Origin of the sequence: Pseudoalteromonas sp. Z9A6 (assembly GCF_011378805.1) — a bacterium.
Taxonomy (GTDB): domain Bacteria; phylum Pseudomonadota; class Gammaproteobacteria; order Enterobacterales; family Alteromonadaceae; genus Pseudoalteromonas; species Pseudoalteromonas distincta.
Map to the genome: position 1 here is coordinate 1 of NZ_WTKZ01000012.1, position 21,370 is coordinate 21,370.

Consider the following 21,370-nt stretch of genomic DNA (forward strand, 5'->3'; position numbering starts at 1 on the left):
ATTGAGCTTCAACTCAATTTCTTAAGATCTTACCTATGACATCCATGTAAGCAACAAAGAGTTAATCGTCCCTAGAAAGAATCCAGAGGGCAGCGCATGTTTGGTATTTATGCTGCGTTATCGCCTTATTTATGGGGAATAACCACACGACATAGGCTCTGCCTTGCCTAAAAACCAAACACACTGCTTCAAATTCAACCACCAATGATCAACACGCCCTAACGCGTTAACAAATTAGTAATATCCATAAGAATATTTTATTATGTGCCCATGCAGTTAGATTCCCTATCACAGTAGTTATTAATTTATGCAAAGTGCGCGTTTTATTCCCTTTAGAAAGCAAGATATTGTTGATATGTGTAGCGAAGAGCTTAAAAGCAGTACACAAAAAACATCGTTTAAACAATTTTGCGATTTACTAGCAAGCCTTATTCATTACGATTACCACTCAACACTTGAGTCACTTAAAAACAACTACGCCCCTTTTGATCCCAACAGTGACACGCGATCGTTAGCGCCAGTATCGGCGGATCAAAAAGCGCAGTGCCAACATGAGTTTGCTAAAGATTTTGCTAAGGTGCTTAATGCCGCTAATTTTGAAGTGATCACCAATGAAGACTTACAAGATGCATTAAATGAAGAGTCATTATTTAAGGTGCGCCTTGAAGTTGAATTTGACGACTTTGAAGAAGTGGTATTTTATCGTCGTGGCGAGTCGCAGCTCACTGAAACGATTACCAGCTTTTGGGGCTTGCGTAAAAAGCCGCTGCACTTTACTAATTACGACCGTGTTGCCGTGTTTATTCGCTTTAAAGATAGCGCTTATTTTGAAGCTAAAAATAAAACGCCAATGGGATTTGAGCCAAGCTCAACCATAGTAAAGCTGTTTCAAAATGTGCCAAAGGCCGATCTCGAAATGCTATTTCCTAATAGCGAAGTACGCATGCGCCCTATTGATAAAGCAATTATTGGCTCATCGGCTTTAGTTGGCGGTGCAGTGGTACTTATAACTAAACTTGGCGCATCAATCGTATTATTGCTTGCTCTGTTTGCTTTTTGGGGTGGTTTTAGAAGTGAAGCTGTAGAAATGACCCAACAACATTTTATTACCTTTGCTATTGGCATGGGAGTATTTGGCAGCTTTATTTTTAAAGAATGGAGTAAGTTTAAAAACCGTAAAATTAAATTTATGAAAGCGCTTAGCGATAACCTCTACTTTAAAAACCTTGATAATAACGCGGGTGTTTTTCACACGCTTATTGACGCTGCCGAAGAAGAAGACATAAAAGAAGCGCTGCTTGCGTATACCTTTTTACTAAAATCAGAAAGCGGCTTAACCGCCCAAACGCTTGATGAACAAATAGAGCATTGGTTTAAAAGCAAATACCAGTGCGATCTTGATTTTGAAATTAGCGACGCACTTGAAAAGCTGGTACGTATGCGTTTGGTAACGTGCACTAGTGATGTGTATAGCGCAATAAATTTAGAACACGCAAAAACGATATTAGATGAGCGTTGGGATAATCTGTTTCAATATAATTAATGTAGTATTTTTGCTAAATAATACCCAAATAAAAAAGCAGCTGTAAGTACAGCTGCTTTTTTTATTACATTATCAATAGCTAGTATTTAAGCTAATTCAGCTTCTACTTTTTTAGTAAATTTAGAATGTACTAACTTATAAAGCGCAGGCAATATTAATAGTGTCAGTAGAGTTGATGAAATAATCCCGCCAACCACTACTGTCGCGAGAGGTTTTTGCATTTCAGAACCCGTTCCCGAATTAAGCGCCATAGGTATAAAGCCTAAACTTGCCACCAGCGCCGTCATCAGTACTGGGCGCAGGCGCTGTAATGCGCCGCTGTGAATTGCTTCAAACAAGCTTAAGCCGTCGCTTCGTAATTGCTTAATAAACGACAGCATAACCACACCGTTTAATACCGCGACACCACTTAGAGCAATAAAGCCGACACCTGCTGATATTGAAAGCGGCATATCGCGCAGCAATAACGCAAGCACACCTCCCGTTAATGCCAATGGCACGCCACTAAATATAATCAATGAATCACGAAGCGATCCAAAGGCGCTATACAGTAAGCCAAATATAAGTAATAAAGTGACCGGCACAACCAACGACAATCGCTTACTTGCTGATTGTAGCTGCTCAAACGTGCCGCCGTATTCAAGCCAATAGCCACTTGGTAAATTAAGTGATTCATTCATGCTCGCTTGCGCATCACTTACAAAGCTTGCTAAATCGCGCCCCTCTACATTGGCAGTTACCACTACGTTACGCTTACCACTTTCGCGGTTTATTTGATTAGGCCCTTTTTCAATGCTAATTGTTGCCACTTCGCCAAGCGGTACAAACGCAAGTTCTGGGTTACTATCTTTAGGTAAAGCAACTGGCAAACGAGCAAGTGCTGATACATCGCTAGACCAACGTTTATCAAGGCGTACTAATAACGAAAAACGTTTATCGCCTTCGTAAATTAGTCCGGTTTGCACACCACCAACAGCGGCGGCAAGTGTTTGTTGAATATCGTTTACGCTTAAACCCAATAACGCCATATGGTCGCGCATTGGTGTTACCGAAAGTGTTGGCAATCCTTCCATTTGCTCCAAACGTACATCGGTAGCACCTGCAATATTACGCATTAGCTCTGTGGCTTTTTCGCCAAACTCTTTAAGTACGCTTAAGTCGTCACCATAAATACGCAGTGCCACATCGGCGCGCACGCCAGCAATTAACTCATTAAAGCGCATTTCTATTGGTTGTGTAAATTCGTAATTATTACCAGGGACATCGTTAACACGGGTACGAATTTGCTGAACCAATTCTGCTTTAGTAAGTGCTGGATTAGGCCACTCATCTTGCGGTTTGAGTATTAAAAAAGTATCGGCAACATTGGGCGGCATAGGATCGCTTGCTACATCGGCAGTACCAATTTTTGAAAATACGTTAGCAACCTCAGGCTGATCTAATATGGCTTGCTCAAGCTCTTTTTGCATTTGCACAGATTGCTCAATACCGGTGCCAGTAATGCGCAGCGCGTGCATGGCAATATCGCCTTCATCAAGTTTCGGTAAAAATTCTGCGCCCATGTTTTTAACTTTAAAACCAAGCACCAATACTAATGCCGTGGCAATACCCACCATCAACCACGGTAATTTAAGCGATATACCAAGTAATGGCTTATACACTTTTTTAACGCCGCGCATGACTGCATTTTCGGTTTCATCAACCTTACCGCGAACAAACACTGCAATAGCAGCAGGTACAAAGGTAACGCCAAATATAAGCGCGCCAATTAACGCCGCAACTACAGTAAATGCCATTGGCTGAAACATTTTGCCTTCAACGCCGCTTAGTGCAAATAAAGGTAAGTAAACCAGCATAATAATAACAATGCCAAACACAGCCGGTGTAAATACTTCTTTGGTGGCTGCGGTCACTACATTTAAACGCTCGTTTAAGGTAAGTAGCCTGCCATGTTTATGCTGAGCTACACCGAGTTGGCGCAGGCAGTTTTCAACAACAATTACAGCGCCATCAACAATTAAACCAAAGTCGATTGCGCCTAGGCTCATTAGATTACCCGATACGCGATTACCCACCATACCTGTAACGGCAAACAACATACTCAACGGAATAACCATTGCCGTAATAAGCGCGCCCGTTACATTACCCAGCAGTAATAGCAAAATTACTATCACTAAAACGGCACCTTCAAATAAGTTGGTTTGCACGGTTGCTATGGTTTTATCAACAAGAGTTGTGCGGTCGTAAACCGCTTCAACAATAACGCCAGCGGGTAAGCTTTTTTGCACATCAACTAACTTATCAGCCATGGCTTTTGCCACTATGCGGCTGTTTTCGCCAATTAGCATCATGGCGGTGCCGAGCACGGTTTCTTCGCCGTTATAAGTGGCCGCGCCGGTTCTAAGCTCTTTGCCTAAAAACACGTTAGCCACATCTTTAATGCGTACAGGTGCATCGTCGCGCTTAGCTATAACGGTATTGGCTATGTCATCAATGGTTTTAAGCTGCCCAGGCGAGCGTACTAAATATTGCCCGTCAAAGCGTTCAATATAGCCTGCGCCTCGGTTACTGTTATTAACCTCAAGTGCACTAATTACATCGCTAATAGTAAGCTTATAGGCAATGAGTTTTTCGGGCACTGGCGCTACTTGGTATTGGCGCTCAAAACCACCTTGGCTGTTTATTTCGGTTACGCCTTTTACTTTTAAAAGCTGCGGACGAATAACCCAATCTTGCAAAGTACGTAAGTCTTCGGCGTTGTAGGCAGTGCCATCTTCTTTTAACGCATTAGGCGCGGCGTGCACACTATAAGTAAATATTTCGCCTAAACCACTGGCAATAGGACCCAAGTTTGGCTCTACGTTATTAGGTAAGTCGGAGCGAATACTTTGAATACGCTCACCAATTTGCTGACGTGCCCAATAAATATCGGTGCCTTCATTAAAAATAACCGTTACTTGCGAAAGCCCATAACGCGAAAGCGAACGGGTGTAATCAAGCTTAGGTATGCCCGCCATGGCGGTTTCTACCAAATAAGTAATGCGTTGCTCTACCTCTAATGGCGTAAAACCCTGCGCTTTGGTATTAATTTGCACTTGTACGTTTGTTATATCGGGTACTGCGTCTACTGCTAAATTTTGAATGTTGTATACACCAAATCCAGCAAATAAAAATGTAAGCGCAAGCACCAGCATGCGGCGTTTAACCGCAAAAGAAACTATCCAATTAATCATGGTGCCTCCTAGTGAGCGTGGCTTGCGCCGCTTTTTAAAATATCAGCTTTAATGACATAACTATTGTCTGTTACGTATTCGCTACCTGCGTTTAAGCCTGTAAGTACTTCTACCCACTCGCTATTTTTTGCACCTAAGGTAACGGGGCGCACTTCAAATACATTATTTTTACGAACAAACACACTGGGTTGACCGTTAAGTTCTTGAATTGCTTGTGGCTTTACACGCACGCTGGCATTTATTTTAGCCACACTTACATCGCTATTTATATGCATGCCTGGGCGCCAATGCCCGTCTGGGTTATTAAGCTCTATACGGGCACGCGCTATGTGCCCGCCAGTCATCATTGGAGCTATAAAAAACACTTTGCCTTGCGTATTTAAATGGTGATGTAGGTCGTACACTTTAGCGCTTTGACCAATGGCTAGTTTTTCAATGTTTTCAGGAAAAGCCGATAACTCAACCCATACTTTATCAAGGTTAACTACCTGCATCAGTGCGCTGGTGCTTGCAAGCTCGCCACGCTTTAAGTATTGCTCGGTTACAACACCGCTAATTGGACTTTTAATGGGGTAATTTTGCAGTGTTTCACGGTTGGTTACGCTGGCAAGTACTTCGCCTTTTTTAACGTTTTGACCAATGCTTACAAAAATATCACTGATCAATCCTGTATACGGTGCCATTACTTCTACCGTGCCGTGCTGCGTTGGGGCAATAACGCCAAAAAGCGTATCGGTAATATCCACTTCACCACTTTGCGCTATCTCGGTTTTAATGCCTGCGCGCTCAATAGCTCGCTCTGTTAACGTGGTTTGCCCTTCGTGTTGATCGTACTCATAGCTAATGCTCTCACCGTTATAATTAGCAGTAACGGTAAGTGCAAACGAATGCGGTTCGTTAATTGATTGCGTGCTCACAAGGTAGTCGCCCTCAGCTGTAAACTGTATATTTTGCGGGGCTTCAACTAAGCGTTTTAAACTCATTGTTATGTTTAAGTCGTTTATATTAATTGGCTTATTTTGTTTATAGCCGTATACACGTAGCTCAACATTACCTGCAAATTCTTGCAATTTAAGCTCAAGTGTTAATTTAGGGTCAGTTAATAAAAAGCCGCCGTGTGGACCTTGCTTTTGCTCGTGTTGCTCTGTTTCTTTATGACCTGACTCGCCATGCTCAGCAGAGGCAAATACACCTGTGCTTACAAAGCTGCTGGCAAACGAAAGTGATACTAATAATGCGATTATATTTTTATTCATGATTGATGAGTCTCAATTAAAGATTGGCCTGTTAAACGCTCAAGAGTAAGTAGCACTTGGTACAGCTCTGCGTGAGTGGTAATAAGTGTGCGTTTAGAATCAAAAAGTGCTTGTTGAGCATCAAGCAATTGCAACACCGAAATTTGTCCGCGTTGATAACTTTTTAGGCTTTGCTCAATCAATGTTTGTGCCTGAGGAATAATTTGATCAGATAATAGCTTTGCCTGATTAGCTCTACCTTGATAATAAGCGTACAAAGTACGTACTTGCTGGCGTAGCTGGATGCGCAATTGCCCTTGCTGCTCATTTAAAAGCATGAGCTGACTATTTGCAGCTGCAATATTGCCGCTATTAGAATTGCTTAATTGCAGTGGCATAGAAAACGAAAACACTAACGAGCTGGAGTCATTTTGCTGGTTATAGCGCACGCCTCCCCCTACGTTAATATCGGTTTGTCCGTTTGCTTTTTGTAGTGTTAAGTTGGCTGTTTGCTGTAAATATTGCTGCTGTAATAATGCAAATTCAGGAGCTTGGTTAACCGCATCTAAAAGTGCTTGTGCTGATTTAAGCGCAGTAATTACATTAATATTGCCAGCAAAAGTATCGTAGGGTTGCTCCTCACTCCACAGCTCGTTAAGCGATAAACTTGCTCGCTCAAATTCACTATTAAGCATGGCTTTATCAAGCTCTACTTGGCTAAGTGCATAACGCATGCGCGTTACATCAGCTTGCGACGCAGCACCTGCATTAGCTCTTTGTTCAATCGCTTTAAGTGCTTGGGTAACTACCTGTTTACGCTCGTTGTTCAAACTTAATAATGTTTGAAATTTAAGCCCTTGGTAGTATCGCTCAGCAGTGGTTGCTAATAAGGCTAAACGGGTATTTTGATACTGTATTGCTTGGGCTTTTATATTGGCGGTTGCGTAATTAATACGGCTTTGGCGCTTATCGCCCAGCTCTATTAGTTGGCTAAGCCCGAGTGTTATTTCAGCGCCTTGAATGCCACGCGCCTTGTTAGTGCCCAGTAAGTTTTCGGCTTCAACATTCAATACAGGGTTAGGCGAAAGTGCAGCTTGAGATTTAAGCGCACTCAATATTTTTTGATGATACGGGTAGCGTTTTAATACCGGATTTTGTTGTTCGGTATTACTCAGTGCTTGTTTAAGGGTTAATGTTTTAACATTCGCCAAAGTACTAAAAGCAGGTAACACGCACATTAGCGCCACCAGCATAATTGGTTTTTTATTCATATAGCGTGTCCGTTTTTTAACAAACAGAGTTGACTTAATCACTACGCCTATTTTAAAAACAAGCGCGATCAAGCAACCTAAATATGTACATAACTAGCCTTATAGCGCACAGGCGCAGGCAGTTTTTTACAAAGTGTTTAAAATTAAAAACTAACTAAGTGAATTGGGTGGCGGTACATCTGGCGGGTAATTTAACCCGTTATAGCACGCAGGCGAAGTTGCTTTACTTTGCTCTGGGCTTATTGAATGGCTAGAGGTGCTGTTGTAGCCACAATGGCAATGTTGGTGGGCGTGAATCTCGGTAGTTGATGTTTTATCGCTTTGGTTATCATCGGCTATGGAGTCGCCTTGCGATAACGAACTGGTTACGTGATCAACGTCTTCTTGCAAATGATACGCAGCGCCATCACAGCTAATAAAGCTGTGTACAAGCACTAATAATATCACTATTAAAAAACGGTTTGAGCGCATTACCTACCTAAAACTCTAAAATGCAATTTAAGAAATCGCACAATACCTTAAATTTATTCAAATGTAGAGAGCCGCTAACGTTATTTTCTAAATTCGCTTGGCGACACACCTACCGACTTCTTAAAACGTTTGGAAAAATTAAAAATATTAGAGTACCCCACATAACTTGCCACATGCGAAATTGGCCAAGCCGTGTTTAACAGTAAGTTTTTAGCTCGCTCAATGCGTAAATAAATAAGTTGTTGTATTGGGCTTTTACCAAATTGCGCTTGGCATAAACGATGCAAATGCGGCGATGAGTAATGCACATATTCGCACATTGCCTCTATTGTCCAATCAAACTGCAAGCGCTTGTCTACCTCTTCAAACAAACTAATTAAACGGTTATGCGCCGCACCCTGAGAGTTATTTTGCAGCGTAGCATTTAAGTAATGACTTAAAATAGGCGTTACGCTTTCGCGTAAATTAGCATTGGGCTCGCTGTATAAAAGCTCCATAGCAAGGTGTAACGGTTCAAGTTTTTGCTCGGTTAATACCAATGCTTGCGCTAAGTTTAAATGCTGCCAACGTTTAGTATTTGCAAGGTTTAACCAAATAACATCCCAATGTTCAGCATCAATTTTCACTTCAAAGCTTTGCTTTGCTGGTAGCACAATAAGTGTATTGGCATTAAGTGTGTACTGCTCATTGTGTGTTGTTAATTTACCCTGCCCTGCAAGCGTATAAAAAAGTGTATGTTCTAGCGGTGCTGAGCGTGCTACGCAATAACGACCCGATAGGTTTGAGCAACCCGCAAGTGCTATTTCAAGGTTTGGCATTTGCGCGAGCGTTTGTGAATCAATAAAGCGTTCTATACAGCGCGGACCAATATCGAGTATGTCTTTAATGTTATAGCGCATAATTACAATGATAGTTTTGGATAAATAAAGGAGAGCTTTAAGCATAACCCCTGCGATTATTTTTAGCTATATTTAGCGCATTATAATTGCCCGCTTATGCAATAGGATAAACATGACCTCTTTACAGCACATAATTAATCGCCGAGATTGGGAAAACCCAATTTCAGTACAAGCTAATCAAGTAAAAGCGCACAGCCCACTCAATGGATTTAAAAGCGTTGACCATGCCCGTACTAACACGCAATCGCAAAAACAAAGTTTAAACGGTCAGTGGGACTTTAAATTATTTGATAAACCCGAAGCAGTTGATGAATCGTTGCTAAGTAAAACACTAAATAGCAACTGGCAAAGTATTACAGTGCCTTCTAACTGGCAATTACACGGCTTTGATAAACCTATTTACTGTAATGTTAAGTACCCATTTGCAGTTAACCCGCCTTTTGTACCAAGCGACAACCCTACAGGCTGTTACCGCACTGAATTTAATATAAGCGAAAGTAAGCTAACTCAGCGTAATCATATTATTTTTGAAGGCGTTAACTCGGCGTTTCACCTGTGGTGTAACGGACAATGGGTGGGTTATTCACAAGATAGCCGTTTACCAAGCGAGTTTGATTTAAGCGAACTATTAGTTGCAGGCACTAACCGTATTGCCGTTATGGTTATTCGTTGGAGCGATGGCAGTTATTTAGAAGATCAGGACATGTGGTGGCTAAGCGGTATATTCCGCGATGTTAACTTACTTACCAAACCGCAAAGCCAAATTCGCGATGTATTTATTACTCCTGATTTAGACGCCTGCTACCGCGATGCAACGCTACATATAAAAACGGCGATTAATGCGCCAAATAACTATCAAATAGCAGTGCAAGTTTTTGATGGCGAACAGGCGCTATGTGAGCCGCAAATACAAAGCACTAATAATAAACGTGTTGACGAAAAAGGCGGCTGGAGCGATGTTGTATTTCAAACAATTGATATACAAAACCCTAAAAAATGGACCGCCGAGACCCCATACTTATACCGCTGCGTTGTGAGTCTGCTTGATGATCAAGGCAATACCGTCGACATTGAAGCCTATAACATTGGCTTTAGAAAAGTAGAAATGCTCAACGGGCAGCTTTGCCTAAACGGCAAGCCGCTACTTATACGCGGCGTTAACCGCCACGAACACCATCCTGAAAACGGCCATACAGTTACTACCGCCGATATGATTGAAGATATTAAGCTGATGAAGCAAAATAACTTTAATGCCGTGCGTACTGCTCACTACCCTAACCACCCTCGTTTTTACGAACTATGTGACGAGCTAGGTTTATACGTAGTTGATGAAGCAAATATAGAAACCCATGGCATGTTTCCTATGGGGCGTTTAGCTAGCGATCCGCAGTGGGCTGGTGCATTTATGTCGCGTTATACGCAAATGGTTGAGCGCGATAAAAACCACGCCTCAATTATTATTTGGTCACTAGGAAACGAATGCGGACACGGCGCAAATCATGATGCCATGTACGGCTGGTCAAAAAGCTTTGACCCCTCTCGCCCAGTGCAATACGAAGGCGGCGGCGCAAATACAACGGCTACCGACATTATTTGTCCAATGTACGCCCGTGTAGATACCGATATTAAAGACGATGCGGTACCTAAATACTCTATTAAAAAATGGTTGAGCCTACCGGGTGAAACTCGCCCACTTATTTTATGTGAATACGCCCATGCAATGGGTAACAGCCTAGGTAGCTTTGACGATTACTGGCAAGCATTTAGAGAATACCCACGCCTGCAAGGCGGCTTTATTTGGGATTGGGTAGACCAAGGTTTATCTAAAACAGACGAAAACGGCAAGCATTATTGGGCTTACGGTGGCGATTTTGGTGATGAACTAAATGACCGTCAATTTTGTATAAATGGGTTATTGTTCCCAGACCGCACGCCGCACCCTAGCCTGTTTGAAGCAAAATACAGCCAGCAGCATTTACAATTTACGCTGCGCGAGCAAACTAAAAATCAATACACCATTGATGTATTTAGCGATTACGTATTTAGACACACAGATAACGAAAAGCTCGTTTGGCAGTTAATGCAAAATGGCATCTGTGTTGAACAAAGCGAGCATATACTTAATATTGCTCCGCAAAGTACACACACGTTAACAATTAAAACTAAAACAACGTTTGAGCAAGGTGCGCAATACCACCTTAATTTAGATGTAGCACTAATTAACGATTGTAGCTTTGCAAGTGCCGAGCATGTATTAAACACCGAGCAGTTTAAGCTTATAAATAGTAATAATTTAAACAGTGAATCATTTACATCAACTACAGAGCAAAGCGCTATAAGTGTTAGTGAAACCGACTCTCAACTAAGTATTGAAAACGATAAGTTTAAACTTGTTTTTAGCAAGCAATCAGGGCTTATAGAGCAGTGGTTACAAAACGATACTCAGGTTATTAGTAGCCCACTGGTTGATAACTTTTATCGGGCCCCGCTTGATAACGACATAGGCGTAAGCGAAGTAGATAACCTAGACCCTAATGCATGGGAGGCTCGTTGGTTACGTGCAGGTATAGGGCAATGGCAGCGCACATGCAGCTCAATTCACGCAGTGCAATCAAGTGTTGATGTACGTATTACTTGTGTATTTAATTACGAGTTTAATGGCGTGCTACAGGCTCAAACACAGTGGCTATATACACTAAATGATACCGGCAATATTAGCTTAAATGTTGATGTGCAACTAAACGATACTCTGCCGCCAATGCCGCGTATAGGGCTAAGTACAACACTTAACAAGCAAAGCGATACAAAAGTAAACTGGCGTGGTTTAGGGCCTTTTGAAAACTACCCAGATCGCAAAGCCGCAGCACGTTTAGGTTATTACAGCTTGAGCTTAAATGAGCTACATACCCCGTATATATTCCCAACCGATAACGGCCTGCGTAGCGATTGCCAATTACTGCGTATTAATAATTTAACCGTAACCGGTGCGTTTTTATTTGCAGCCAGTGAGTATTCGCAAAGTATGTTAACGCAAGCTAAGCACACTAACGAACTCATTGCTGATGATTGCGTACATGTACACATTGATCATCAACATATGGGGGTTGGTGGCGATGATTCATGGAGCCCAAGTACCCATAAAGAATATTTACTTGAGCAAAAGCAGTACAGTTATTCTTTAACTTTTTCAGCTAAATAATTTAGTAGTTAACCTACAAAAATAGCGGCCAAATTGGCCGCTATTCTTCAATTAATAAACTCTATTTATTAGCTAGTTTTTTAGCTAATACGTTATCAAGCGAAAAGCTTCCCGCTCCTTGAATTGCTAAAACTACAGTTACTACAAGTAACGTTAATGCGTATTCATAGCCATTGTTTGCCATAAATAAGCCATTACTAATATGTACGCTAAAAATAGCAATCAGCAAAGTAAAGCCGGCAACTACAGCAGCTGGGCGAGTTAACAAACCAATTGCTAATGCAATGCCACCAAAAAACTCAGCGCTACCTGCCATCATTGCTAACCAATAGCCAGGCTCTAAACCAATACTCGCCATCCATTGACCTGTACCTTCAAGCCCGTAACCGCCAAACCAAGCAAATAGTTTTTGTGCACCATGCGCCGCTAAAATAAGGCCAACTGGTACTCGTAAAATTAATGCTGCTACGCCTGCTTTTGAGCTAAGTAATGTGTTTAGTAATTTCATGAGTTTAGTCCTGTTTTAATTTATTTAATCGTTAGATTTTTCCTAACCGTTGAGCACAGTTTACTATCATCATTCAAAAACATTAATACGGAACTTATTGGTTAATTAGCAACACAGTATTTATAATAAACCATAAAAAAACCGCCAACCTAAAGGTTGACGGTTTTTTATTAACGTATTACTTAGGGCGTGTTGATCTTTGTGGATTGAAATTTGTTCAATCTAGGGGCGATTAAATCGCGGCGCGAGGTTTGTAACCTAGTGGGCTAAGTAAAAACCGAGCAACAAAGAGTTAATCGTCCCTAGAAAGAACCCAAAGGGCAGCGCATGTTTGGTATTTATGCTGCGTTATCGCCTATTCATGGGGAATAACCACACTACATAGGCTCCGCCTTGCCTAAAAACCAAACATACTGCTGCAAATTCACCCACCAAAGATCAACACGCCCTAGTATATTTAAGTAAGCGCTTAGCTTTGAAAATTAAGCAACTGCTTGCTCTAAAATTTCGCGGCTTTCTTTTAGCGTAATAGCTTGGTTTTCACCAAGAGCTAGCATGCCGTGCGCTTCAAGTTTATTAATAATATTGTCAATCGCCGCTGCTTTATCATCGCCATGTTCAGTAAGCTGGGTCGCTACGTCAAGGCTGTGGTAAAACGCTTCGATTGCTAAAATTGTTTTCTCAGCTAAGTCGTCAGATTGCTCAAGACCAAATACGTTTTTACCCATCTGCTCAAGTTTTGCTTTTTTAACTGCAAACTGGTTACGTAATAAAGAAGGCTGAACAATAGCAAGTGAACGAGCATGATCAACGCCGTAAGCAGCTGTAAGCTCGTGGCCAATCATGTGTGTTGCCCAATCTTGCGATACACCAGAACCAATTAAACCATTAAGTGCTTGGTTAGCTGCCCACATAAGGTTTGCACGCCATGTATCGTCTTGATTTTCAAAGTTGTCGCCTAATGTTTTAAGCGTTCTTAAAAGTGCCTCTGCGTAACCTTCTTGAACCAATGCCGTTTCAGGGAATGTTAGGTACTGCTCACATGTATGAACCCATGCATCTACTAATCCATTCACAAGTTGGCGCTGTGGTAATGTTTTCATTACATCAGGGTCCATAATCGCAAATTTAGGAAGTACTTCTGGTGATGCAAACGGTAGTTTTTGCTTTGTTGCTTCTTTGCTCACAACTGAGTTTTGGTTAGACTCTGAACCCGTTGCAGGCAATGTTAATATTGCACCAATTGGTAATGCGCTAGTAATAGTGTGCTTACCAGTAGGAATATCCCAACCTTCTCCATCATAAACTGCAGATGCTGCAATGTATTTAACGCCGTCGATTACTGAACCGCCGCCTACACCTAGTACAAAGTTGATGCCTTGTTCTTTACAAATTTTTACTGCTTGGTCTAGTACTTCTATAGTTGGGTTAGCGCCTACACCCGAAAATTCAACCCAGTCAAAGCCTTCAAGTGCTGCTGCAACTTGGTCGTACACGCCGTTCTTTTTAATTGAACCGCCGCCGTACACTACAAGTACTTTTTGATCCTTTGCGATCAAATCAGTTAGTGAGGCAATTTGTTCTTGGCCGAACTGGATAAGTGTTGGGTTTACGTAGCTAAATTTCATTATTTTGCTCCTAGGTGACGGTTAAATACTAAATATAATGCTTAGTTACTAACTAAGCTAAACTTCAATGAGTGCATATTAGTGGCAAAATAAACATAAAAAAAGCCCAATAACTCGCAAAAGCTTGCCTAAAACTGTCAGGATTGATATTTTACGCAAAATTCGTACGATAGTAGAAGTTTTAATGTCCTCAATAGCCAACATGATGCAAAAATTTGCAGAGCACAATAATTTACTTAACTTTGAAGGCAACATGGAAACCATTATTCCAGGTGTGTATTTTCATCGTGCAAGTAAAAGCTCGCCGCGCCAGCCACTTATATATAACTCAGGTATTATTATTGTTGGGCAAGGACATAAGATAATTCATTTTCCTGATCATCAAATAAAATATGGTGAAGGCGACTACCTTGTTTTAGGTGTACCAGTGCCACTTGAATGCGAAGCTTTTACCGATAACAACCAGCCTGTTATGGGTATTGTTATAGATATAAACCCGGTAATGTTACATAAATTAGTAAACCAAATTGGTACACATAAGCCATTCACCACTGGGCAAATGAGTGGCGTTCAATCGGCTAAAATAGATGGCGCAATGGAGCAAGTAACTCACCGTTTACTTAGCGTGCTTAATAACCCCATTGAGGCTGACGTTTTTGGCGAAGATATAGTAAAAGAATTGGTATATCGTGTACTTTGTGGCCCACAAGGACATACTTTAATAGGGCTTGCTATGCATGATGGGCATTATGCGCGTATCGCCCGTACGCTCTCAACTATGCACAGTAGTTATGCCAATCAAATTACAGTTGAGGGGTTGGCTGAAGATGTAAACATGAGCGTATCGTCGTTCCATCGTGCTTTTAGGCAAGTAACGTTTGAGTCACCTTTGCAGTATTTAAAAAAAGTACGCTTAGCTAAGGCTAAAGAGCTTATAACCAGTAGTGGAAGCAAAGCCAACGAAGCTGCATTAAAGGTTGGCTATACCAGCCCATCGCAATTTAGCCGCGAATTTAAACGCCACTTTAATAAAACCCCCAGTGAAATGTTAATTCAACTACATAACTAGGTAATGGCTTTAGATATGTAAGTTAACCGAGCGAGTCAATTTTAAGCACTGCTTTTTTGGTGTTTAGCATAGCTTGCTTGGTAAATTGGCGATTAATAAATTGGCTAAAAATAATAGTAAATAACGTTGAGAAAATGGCAGCTGTTGCGTACACCTGCCAAATCATAAAGTTATGTTTTAACATAAACGCAATCACCGCAAAAAATACACATCCACCTAATGAACCAATAATACCGCCATTAAGAATTTTAAACGTTGAGGCTTGTTTGTCACTAAAATGGGCAACACTGCCCATTACCGCCAAAATAACCGGAAAGGTAGATATTAACCCGCTCCACGCAGACCCTATATGCTGCGATATAAACGTAACAAGCACGATAAAGCTCGTCACTAATATCATTTTTACCGGAAGCTCCCAGCGAGCATTTAATGGTTTTGCATCAACTGATATATTTAGCTTTGTAGAGATAATAGTTAAACCGAGTAAAATACAAAGCGAAACCACACTCGCCACAATAATATTCACTGGTAAAAATAAAGTAATAACGCTAAATACGCACCAAATACTCAACGCTGTAAAAAGCGATTTAAGCATTCCAAACCTTCGTGATACAACCAAGTAACTAAAACAAAATAAGCCTATACCGCTCATACCATAAAGAGAGGCCACCGCTGAGTTAGCTGCAAATAATTTACCTTGCTCTAATGCTATAAAATAAGAAATAGGCCCAGAGGTAATAGGCAAGCCAGGAATTATACCGCTAACAAAACTACCAAAGCGTTTTTGGGCGAATGTTATTAGTAAAATAAGTAAAGGTGCAATTATGAGTTTAAGCAGCATAAATAACAATAAAGTATGAGAGTTGAAATTAAGTCTACGTGTCTATACCTACATTGTAGAGTGAATAAAAATCATGTATGTAGCGTAATTTTTTTTACCTGTAAATATTAACTAATTTATCAAAACACTGATTAATAGTTATAAAAAAACCACTTATTAAAGTGGTTTTTTAGCTTAACTTAAACAACAGCATTTATACTTTTTTAAATAAAACCTCTGGATTTACCATGGTTTTCATTTCAAGCACATTGCCATTTGGATCTTCAATAAAAAACGTTTCTTGCTCAAACTCATCACCAATAAAACGGCGATATGGTTTATCTAGGTATTCAATTCCCGCATCTTCAATACGTGTTTTTAACCCGTTAAATTCATCTTCAGATAAGTGAATCCCAAAGTGAGGTACTGCCACAGCTCCCATGTCTACATCATGGCGAACTGTTGGTAGGCGCTCAACACTTTGGTGCAAGGTAAGTTCATTACCCCAAAAATCTATATCTACCCAGCGACCTTCCTCACTGTTACCCGTTTTACAGCCTAGTACGTCACAATAAAACGCTTTAGCCACTTTTAAATCGCCAGCCGGAATAGCCAGATGCAAACAGTTAGACATAAATAACCCTTGGTTAACACTTTAATACATTAAATTATCGCCATTATACATAACTTGTGATTTATAGAACATTAACAGCGGCACTATTAAGCATATTTAATACCTAAAAGCCGTTTAAAAAACACGCTTTTAACGTTTGTAATTACTTATAACATTTATTTGTTAGAGAGTATTAGAAAGCGCAAAAGGATTAGTTTAAACTGCGCCGCTATGATTAAATTCTTATTTTTAAAATTCATCACTTTCTTTTTAGGCTTTGTAGCTTGCTTTGCTATGCACACTACTTTTGCATTACCTTTAGTGATTTCTGCTGCGCTAACGGGACTTATTGGCTCGTTTATTCCTTTTCCTGCACATTATAAAAACCATCCGTATGCTGCAATTTATGCTGGTAGCTTTGCAGGTATGTGTTCAACTCATTTAATTACCAGTTACTGGGAAATTGCTATTATTTCGCTTATTGGCTCAAGTTTGTATGTGCTTACTATGAATATGTTTACAGGTTTTGGTGGCAAGCTTGGTAGTGTTGCCTTTGCAAGTGTGGCACTTTTTGTATTAGCCAGAGGAATAGTATTATGAGTATTGAATATCCATTACTTGTACTGCTTGGGGCTTTTTTAACATTTTATTTAGCTAAGCATAGTCGCTTTGACGGGGTTAGAGCGTCGTCTTCACTTTCTATTATTGCTTATTTAATTTTTAGCGCTTTAAATTTGAACCCCGATTTATACGCGATTGTATTTTTTGGCGGTACATTTATAGGTATGAGCGCCCCACATCGATTTGGTATTTATACTGTAGCAAGCTCATCTATTTTGTTTTCAATCTTATTTGAGCATCTTGTACCAAAACTTGACGGCTACGGCGGTGCATTGGGTATTAGTGCATTTTTATCTGTATGTATTTGCCATACCTGTATTTTGTTAGGTGCCCCAAGAAGTAAAAAGCCGCCACCAGTTCAATAAAAAATTATTGAACTGGTCTAGTTTCTCCCAGCATTCGCTTTAAAATAGTAGAAAAATTAGAGTGTAAAATATTCATGTTTTAAGCTGTTCTTTTTCTTTGCAAGTCTGTTAGAATCTTTCGCGAACTTTATTTACCCTAAATAAAGACAATCATATATGGATTTATGAAAATGAAAAAACTAATCGCAGTAGCAGCTCTATCTTTACTTCCTTTCTCAAACGCAATGGCTGACCAAGATATTGGTTGTGGTCTTGGTTCTATGTTATTTGCAGGTCAGCAAGGTAAAGGCGTTAAAATTTTAGGCGCTACAACAAACGGTACTTCTGGTAACCAAACTTTTGGTATCACTTTTGGTACTTTAGGTTGTGATGGTACTGGTACAGTAACTTCTTCAGAAAAAATTGCTTTATTCATTGACGGTAACATGGAGCAACTTGCTCGTGATATGTCAAAAGGTGAAGGCGAAACTTTAGCTACTCTAGCTGAAGCTTGGGGTGTTGCAGATCAAGATAAAGCAGCATTCAACGCGCTTGCTCAAGCACAGTTTTCTTCAGTATTTACTTCTGAAAACGTAACTTCGCAAACAGTTTTAGAAAACCTAAACACTGTTCTTGCAAGTAACGCACAACTTGCTTCTTATACTCTTTCTTAATCAGCTAAATTAGCCGGTTTTATACGTATAAATAAAGCCGCTGGAGTATTTCTCTAGCGGCTTTTATTGTTTAGTGATTATGAAAAAAATATTCTTTGTTTTATCAATTGCGCTGTTTAGTACTTACGTAAACGCTCAAAGTTTTAAAAATGACACCTTAGCAACCGACCCTTACTGGCTCAAATTAGGTCATTACCGTGGGGCCACATTAGGTGGTTGGAAAAGTGAAGTAGATAGGGCTGAGTTTTTTTTATCTCCTATAGGTAAAACAAGTCCACTGGACGAACTTGAAGCCACTATAGCCGCATTTAGTGGTAAAAATACTGACCCAAAAACAACACAATCTCGCTGTCGGTTTCCAGCACGCTATAAATGGCTAAAAACAAAAATTAAAAATAACTGGCCCGCGCTTAATTGCCCAGAGCTTCAAACGTGGCAAAAAATAATAAACCCAAAAGGGGTTACGTTAGTTTTTCCTACTGCATTTATGAATAGCCCATCATCAATGTTTGGTCACACCTTACTTCGTATTGATGCAAAAGATCAGACTCGCCATAAAGAGTTGCTCGCATTTGCGGTTAATTTTGCAGCAGAACCAGACGGCTCAGACAATGCAGCTATGTACGCACTAAAAGGCCTGATTGGCAGCTATCCTGGTAAATTTTCGCTTATGCCGTACTATAAAAAAGTACGCGAATATAATGATTTAGAATCTCGTGATATTTGGGAATACAAACTTAATTTATCTGAGCCACAAGTAGAGCTTATTTTATTGCACTTATGGGAGCTACAATCAGCTACATTTGATTACTTTTTTATTGATGAAAACTGCTCTTATCAATTACTTGCATTATTACAACTCGCACAAGAGGACCTTGATTTAACATCGTCATTTAATATGCAAGCTATTCCATCAGATACCGTTGCAGTACTAAGAAATAACAACTTACTACAATCACCTAATTACCGCCCTGCTTTTGGCACTAAGCTTTACCATTACTCTACTCAAATGACTAACGAACAACTTGATGATGCAAGAGAGTTAATACAAGGTGGCTCCCTCAATACTCGTAATTACTCACAGTCGCAATTAGTCGCAATATTAGAAATGGCGTATGAATGGTTAAATTTTGAATTTTACGATAAAGCATTAAAGCGTGAAGAAATTGCCCCGCGACTAACTAAGCTACTACTAATGCGCAGCAAATATAAAGTAGCTTCGCCATTTACTAAGCCAAGTCGTCCTATTGCTTCTCCAGAGCAAGGTCATGGCTCTTCTAAAGTAACGCTAGGTAGGGTACAAAATAATAACCAAGCAAACCTTACAAATTTTGGTTATAGGCTTGCGTATCATGACTTACTAGATAGGCCTGAAGGTTTTATAGCGGGTGCACAAATTAGTTTTTTTGATTTGGAAGCCGCTATTACTGACGAAGGAAATGCAGATATTGAACATTTTTACTTATTAGATGCTATGTCGCTTGCACCCGATAACCGCGTATTTGATAGCTGGTCGTGGAACTTTAAAATGGGCTTTGACCGACAACCAAGTGACAATAAACGTTTAGGCCGCTTTTTTACAAAAGGAGGTTATGGTAAATCTTATGGCGATCCTAATAATCTACACGGCTATATTCTTGGTCAATTTGAGCTAAATACAGGCGATATAACCGACCGACTTAGTACTGGAATAGGCAGCGAAGCCGGTGTAATTTGGCAAATAAACAATAACCATAAACTCGCTTTAACTGGCAATATATTATGGCTAACTGATAACGCAGCAAGTAAGCACAGCGAAATAGCTATAACATGGAATTACGCTGTTTCTCGCAATGTATCGCTGCGCAGCAAAGTACAGCATGCTCAATGGCATAGCCATAATTCATCAATGAGTTTAGCTATGCAGTTTTACTTTTAACTTTTTCAATATTATTTATATTTAATGCTACTTGTAGGGTAGCCAAATAGCACTCTACATTTAGCTTTTATTCCCGATGCCTTATAAACACTTTTCAATAAGTGCTCCCACTGATGAAACGTAATAACGACTGGGTTATTGCTATTAAGCTGCCCTATAATGCCGTATTTACAAGGCTTTGATTTATCTTCTTCTACAAAGGTGCCAAATAACTTATCCCAAATAATAAGTACACCTGCAAAGTTTTTATCAAGGTAGCCTGTATTTATTGCGTGATGAACTCGGTGATGCGAAGGCGTATTAAATACTTTTTCAAGCCAGCCTAACTTACCCACTATTTGAGTATGTACAAAAAATTGATACGCCAAATTTAATGCAACCACGCTAAATACTGTTAGCGGTTCAAATCCGATTAAAATCATAGGTAGCCAAAACACCCACATACCGGCTACGGGGTACATTAAGCTTTGCCTAAATGCGGTGGTGAAATTCATTTTAGTTGAGCTGTGGTGCACCACATGTGCAGCCCACAACCAATGAATATGATGCGATGCTTTATGAAACCAATAATACAAAAAATCTTGCAGTAAAAATGCAAATGCAATACTTAATACACTCACTTCAATATCAAACAATCTATAGTCATACAACCAATTAAATAAAGGCATTAACAGCAGTAACGCAATAGCATCTGCGCCTTGGTGTAATAGCGCTAACACTGTATTTGCTAGGCTATCTTTTATGTCGTAATAGCGCTTAAACTTAATAAACTCACAGCAAACAAATATCAAAAATAACGGGCTAAGAGCGAGCAAAATAATTTCTGAGTTCATACTTTACCCGCCAAAAAATAATTATTTAAATTGTTTAACGCTTGGGTTATATCTTTTGTAATAACATATTTAAGTAATGCATTTGGCATCCACCATGGAGCTGAGCAGCTTATGCAATAGTTAAGTTCGGTAACTAAAGTATTGATGTCTTTATTTGCAGTGAGGTATATATCGCCTCGATGATTAGCTACTGGTTTATCGCCTACTATTTGGTAACTGATCTGATTTTGATCGGCACTGATTATTTGCTCTGAAAACGTTATTTTACCTATTTTCACTTGCCTAACAGATCCTTTTCCGCCTTCTATTTGCCCTTCGTCTTGTGCTTGTAGCAGCGTAAATTTGGCATTAAAAAATCGATGCAACTGTTGATGATCCAATAGTGTGCTTATTATTTGCTTTGGCTGTGCATTAAGCGTTTGTTTAATTGTTATAAGTATCATTTTTACAGCAAGAGGTTATTAGGCATTCAACTAGCATATAAAAATTTA

The 21,370-nt window shown here is 40.0% G+C and carries 18 protein-coding genes; 7 read left to right on the top strand and 11 right to left on the bottom strand.

The window, feature by feature from the left end; all coding sequences use genetic code 11:
* Positions 1-307: 307 nt before the first annotated feature.
* Positions 308-1,543, top strand: a complete 1,236-nt coding sequence (locus GQR53_RS06810; protein ID WP_010554605.1) for a TMEM143 family protein — start codon at positions 308-310, stop codon at positions 1,541-1,543.
* 86 nt (positions 1,544-1,629) lie between these two features.
* Here GQR53_RS06810 and GQR53_RS06815 read toward each other — a convergent pair whose 3' ends face one another.
* The 5 genes from GQR53_RS06815 to GQR53_RS06835 all read right to left on the bottom strand — a co-directional run bounded on the left by GQR53_RS06815 (position 1,630) and on the right by GQR53_RS06835 (position 8,652).
* On the bottom strand, positions 1,630-4,776 hold the full coding sequence (locus GQR53_RS06815) for a CusA/CzcA family heavy metal efflux RND transporter (protein WP_165743280.1): 3,147 nt from the start codon (positions 4,774-4,776) through the stop codon (positions 1,630-1,632).
* 8 nt (positions 4,777-4,784) lie between these two features.
* Complete coding sequence (locus GQR53_RS06820) at positions 4,785-6,032, bottom strand: efflux RND transporter periplasmic adaptor subunit (RefSeq protein ID WP_165743281.1); 1,248 nt, start codon at positions 6,030-6,032, stop codon at positions 4,785-4,787.
* Entirely contained in the window at positions 6,029-7,282 is a 1,254-nt protein-coding gene (locus tag GQR53_RS06825) for a TolC family protein (protein ID WP_165743282.1), read from the bottom strand. Before GQR53_RS06825 ends, GQR53_RS06820 begins: the two co-directional genes overlap by 4 nt.
* A 150-nt stretch (positions 7,283-7,432) precedes the next feature.
* On the bottom strand, positions 7,433-7,753 hold the full coding sequence (locus GQR53_RS06830; RefSeq protein WP_007587197.1) for a hypothetical protein: 321 nt from the start codon (positions 7,751-7,753) through the stop codon (positions 7,433-7,435).
* An 80-nt stretch (positions 7,754-7,833) separates the two neighbouring features.
* Entirely contained in the window at positions 7,834-8,652 is an 819-nt protein-coding gene (locus GQR53_RS06835; RefSeq protein WP_165743348.1) for an AraC family transcriptional regulator, read from the bottom strand.
* A 112-nt stretch (positions 8,653-8,764) separates the two neighbouring features.
* Between GQR53_RS06835 and GQR53_RS06840 the strand changes: the two genes are divergently transcribed.
* Positions 8,765-11,851: a beta-galactosidase gene (locus GQR53_RS06840; protein WP_165743283.1), complete on the top strand. Its 3,087-nt coding sequence runs from the start codon at positions 8,765-8,767 to the stop codon at positions 11,849-11,851.
* A gap of 61 nt (positions 11,852-11,912) precedes the next feature.
* Here the strand turns inward: GQR53_RS06840 and GQR53_RS06845 are convergent, their stop codons facing one another.
* Together GQR53_RS06845 and GQR53_RS06850 are read right to left on the bottom strand one after the other, a co-directional pair.
* Positions 11,913-12,359: a DoxX family protein gene (locus GQR53_RS06845; RefSeq protein ID WP_165743284.1), complete on the bottom strand. Its 447-nt coding sequence runs from the start codon at positions 12,357-12,359 to the stop codon at positions 11,913-11,915.
* Between the two features lie 482 nt (positions 12,360-12,841).
* Complete coding sequence (locus GQR53_RS06850) at positions 12,842-13,987, bottom strand: iron-containing alcohol dehydrogenase (RefSeq protein ID WP_165743285.1); 1,146 nt, start codon at positions 13,985-13,987, stop codon at positions 12,842-12,844.
* Positions 13,988-14,171: 184 nt separating this feature from the next.
* Here GQR53_RS06850 and GQR53_RS06855 point away from each other — a divergent pair, with 184 nt between their 5' ends.
* Positions 14,172-15,056, top strand: a complete 885-nt coding sequence (locus GQR53_RS06855; protein WP_024594102.1) for an AraC family transcriptional regulator — start codon at positions 14,172-14,174, stop codon at positions 15,054-15,056.
* A 22-nt stretch (positions 15,057-15,078) separates the two neighbouring features.
* Here GQR53_RS06855 and GQR53_RS06860 read toward each other — a convergent pair whose 3' ends face one another.
* Entirely contained in the window at positions 15,079-15,897 is an 819-nt protein-coding gene (locus GQR53_RS06860; protein ID WP_010554616.1) for a hypothetical protein, read from the bottom strand.
* Positions 15,898-16,090: 193 nt separating this feature from the next.
* Entirely contained in the window at positions 16,091-16,510 is a 420-nt protein-coding gene (locus GQR53_RS06865; protein ID WP_010554617.1) for a VOC family protein, read from the bottom strand.
* A gap of 273 nt (positions 16,511-16,783) precedes the next feature.
* Here GQR53_RS06865 and GQR53_RS06870 point away from each other — a divergent pair, with 273 nt between their 5' ends.
* The 4 genes from GQR53_RS06870 to GQR53_RS06885 all read left to right on the top strand — a co-directional run bounded on the left by GQR53_RS06870 (position 16,784) and on the right by GQR53_RS06885 (position 20,046).
* Positions 16,784-17,089 carry a hypothetical protein gene (locus tag GQR53_RS06870; RefSeq protein ID WP_024605802.1) on the top strand — a complete coding sequence of 102 codons (306 nt, stop codon included), beginning with the start codon at positions 16,784-16,786 and terminating at the stop codon, positions 17,087-17,089.
* The gene (locus GQR53_RS06875) at positions 17,086-17,475 is read left to right on the top strand and encodes a hypothetical protein (RefSeq protein WP_024605803.1); all 390 of its coding nucleotides are present in this window, start codon (positions 17,086-17,088) and stop codon (positions 17,473-17,475) included. The genes GQR53_RS06870 and GQR53_RS06875 overlap by 4 nt, the downstream gene beginning before the upstream one ends.
* Before the next feature lie 170 nt (positions 17,476-17,645).
* The gene (locus tag GQR53_RS06880) at positions 17,646-18,128 is read left to right on the top strand and encodes a DUF3015 domain-containing protein (RefSeq protein ID WP_002962856.1); all 483 of its coding nucleotides are present in this window, start codon (positions 17,646-17,648) and stop codon (positions 18,126-18,128) included.
* Between the two features lie 79 nt (positions 18,129-18,207).
* Positions 18,208-20,046 (top strand): DUF4105 domain-containing protein, encoded by a 1,839-nt coding sequence (locus GQR53_RS06885; RefSeq protein WP_165743286.1) that lies wholly within the window; start codon positions 18,208-18,210, stop codon positions 20,044-20,046.
* A gap of 11 nt (positions 20,047-20,057) precedes the next feature.
* Here the strand turns inward: GQR53_RS06885 and GQR53_RS06890 are convergent, their stop codons facing one another.
* The gene (locus GQR53_RS06890; RefSeq protein ID WP_165743287.1) at positions 20,058-20,879 is read right to left on the bottom strand and encodes a sterol desaturase family protein; all 822 of its coding nucleotides are present in this window, start codon (positions 20,877-20,879) and stop codon (positions 20,058-20,060) included.
* Positions 20,876-21,322, bottom strand: a complete 447-nt coding sequence (locus GQR53_RS06895) for an SRPBCC family protein (RefSeq protein WP_101216759.1) — start codon at positions 21,320-21,322, stop codon at positions 20,876-20,878. The genes GQR53_RS06890 and GQR53_RS06895 overlap by 4 nt, the downstream gene beginning before the upstream one ends.
* Positions 21,323-21,370 lie beyond the last annotated feature (48 nt).

Bases quoted from the DNA above. Each gene is read 5' to 3' on its own strand.
- GQR53_RS06820 (WP_165743281.1), bottom strand. From the start codon at position 6,032: ATGAATAAAAATATAATCGCATTATTAGTATCACTTTCGTTTGCCAGC.
- GQR53_RS06865 (WP_010554617.1), bottom strand. From the start codon at position 16,510: ATGTCTAACTGTTTGCATCTGGCTATTCCGGCTGGCGATTTAAAAGTG.
- GQR53_RS06810 (WP_010554605.1), top strand. From the start codon at position 308: ATGCAAAGTGCGCGTTTTATTCCCTTTAGAAAGCAAGATATTGTTGAT.
- GQR53_RS06870 (WP_024605802.1), top strand. From the start codon at position 16,784: ATGCACACTACTTTTGCATTACCTTTAGTGATTTCTGCTGCGCTAACG.
- GQR53_RS06845 (WP_165743284.1), bottom strand. From the start codon at position 12,359: ATGAAATTACTAAACACATTACTTAGCTCAAAAGCAGGCGTAGCAGCA.
- GQR53_RS06830 (WP_007587197.1), bottom strand. From the start codon at position 7,753: ATGCGCTCAAACCGTTTTTTAATAGTGATATTATTAGTGCTTGTACAC.
- GQR53_RS06875 (WP_024605803.1), top strand. From the start codon at position 17,086: ATGAGTATTGAATATCCATTACTTGTACTGCTTGGGGCTTTTTTAACA.
- GQR53_RS06895 (WP_101216759.1), bottom strand. From the start codon at position 21,322: ATGATACTTATAACAATTAAACAAACGCTTAATGCACAGCCAAAGCAA.
- GQR53_RS06840 (WP_165743283.1), top strand. From the start codon at position 8,765: ATGACCTCTTTACAGCACATAATTAATCGCCGAGATTGGGAAAACCCA.
- GQR53_RS06890 (WP_165743287.1), bottom strand. From the start codon at position 20,879: ATGAACTCAGAAATTATTTTGCTCGCTCTTAGCCCGTTATTTTTGATA.
- GQR53_RS06850 (WP_165743285.1), bottom strand. From the start codon at position 13,987: ATGAAATTTAGCTACGTAAACCCAACACTTATCCAGTTCGGCCAAGAA.
- GQR53_RS06835 (WP_165743348.1), bottom strand. From the start codon at position 8,652: ATGCGCTATAACATTAAAGACATACTCGATATTGGTCCGCGCTGTATA.
- GQR53_RS06860 (WP_010554616.1), bottom strand. From the start codon at position 15,897: ATGCTGCTTAAACTCATAATTGCACCTTTACTTATTTTACTAATAACA.
- GQR53_RS06815 (WP_165743280.1), bottom strand. From the start codon at position 4,776: ATGATTAATTGGATAGTTTCTTTTGCGGTTAAACGCCGCATGCTGGTG.
- GQR53_RS06885 (WP_165743286.1), top strand. From the start codon at position 18,208: ATGAAAAAAATATTCTTTGTTTTATCAATTGCGCTGTTTAGTACTTAC.
- GQR53_RS06855 (WP_024594102.1), top strand. From the start codon at position 14,172: ATGTCCTCAATAGCCAACATGATGCAAAAATTTGCAGAGCACAATAAT.
- GQR53_RS06880 (WP_002962856.1), top strand. From the start codon at position 17,646: ATGAAAAAACTAATCGCAGTAGCAGCTCTATCTTTACTTCCTTTCTCA.
- GQR53_RS06825 (WP_165743282.1), bottom strand. From the start codon at position 7,282: ATGAATAAAAAACCAATTATGCTGGTGGCGCTAATGTGCGTGTTACCT.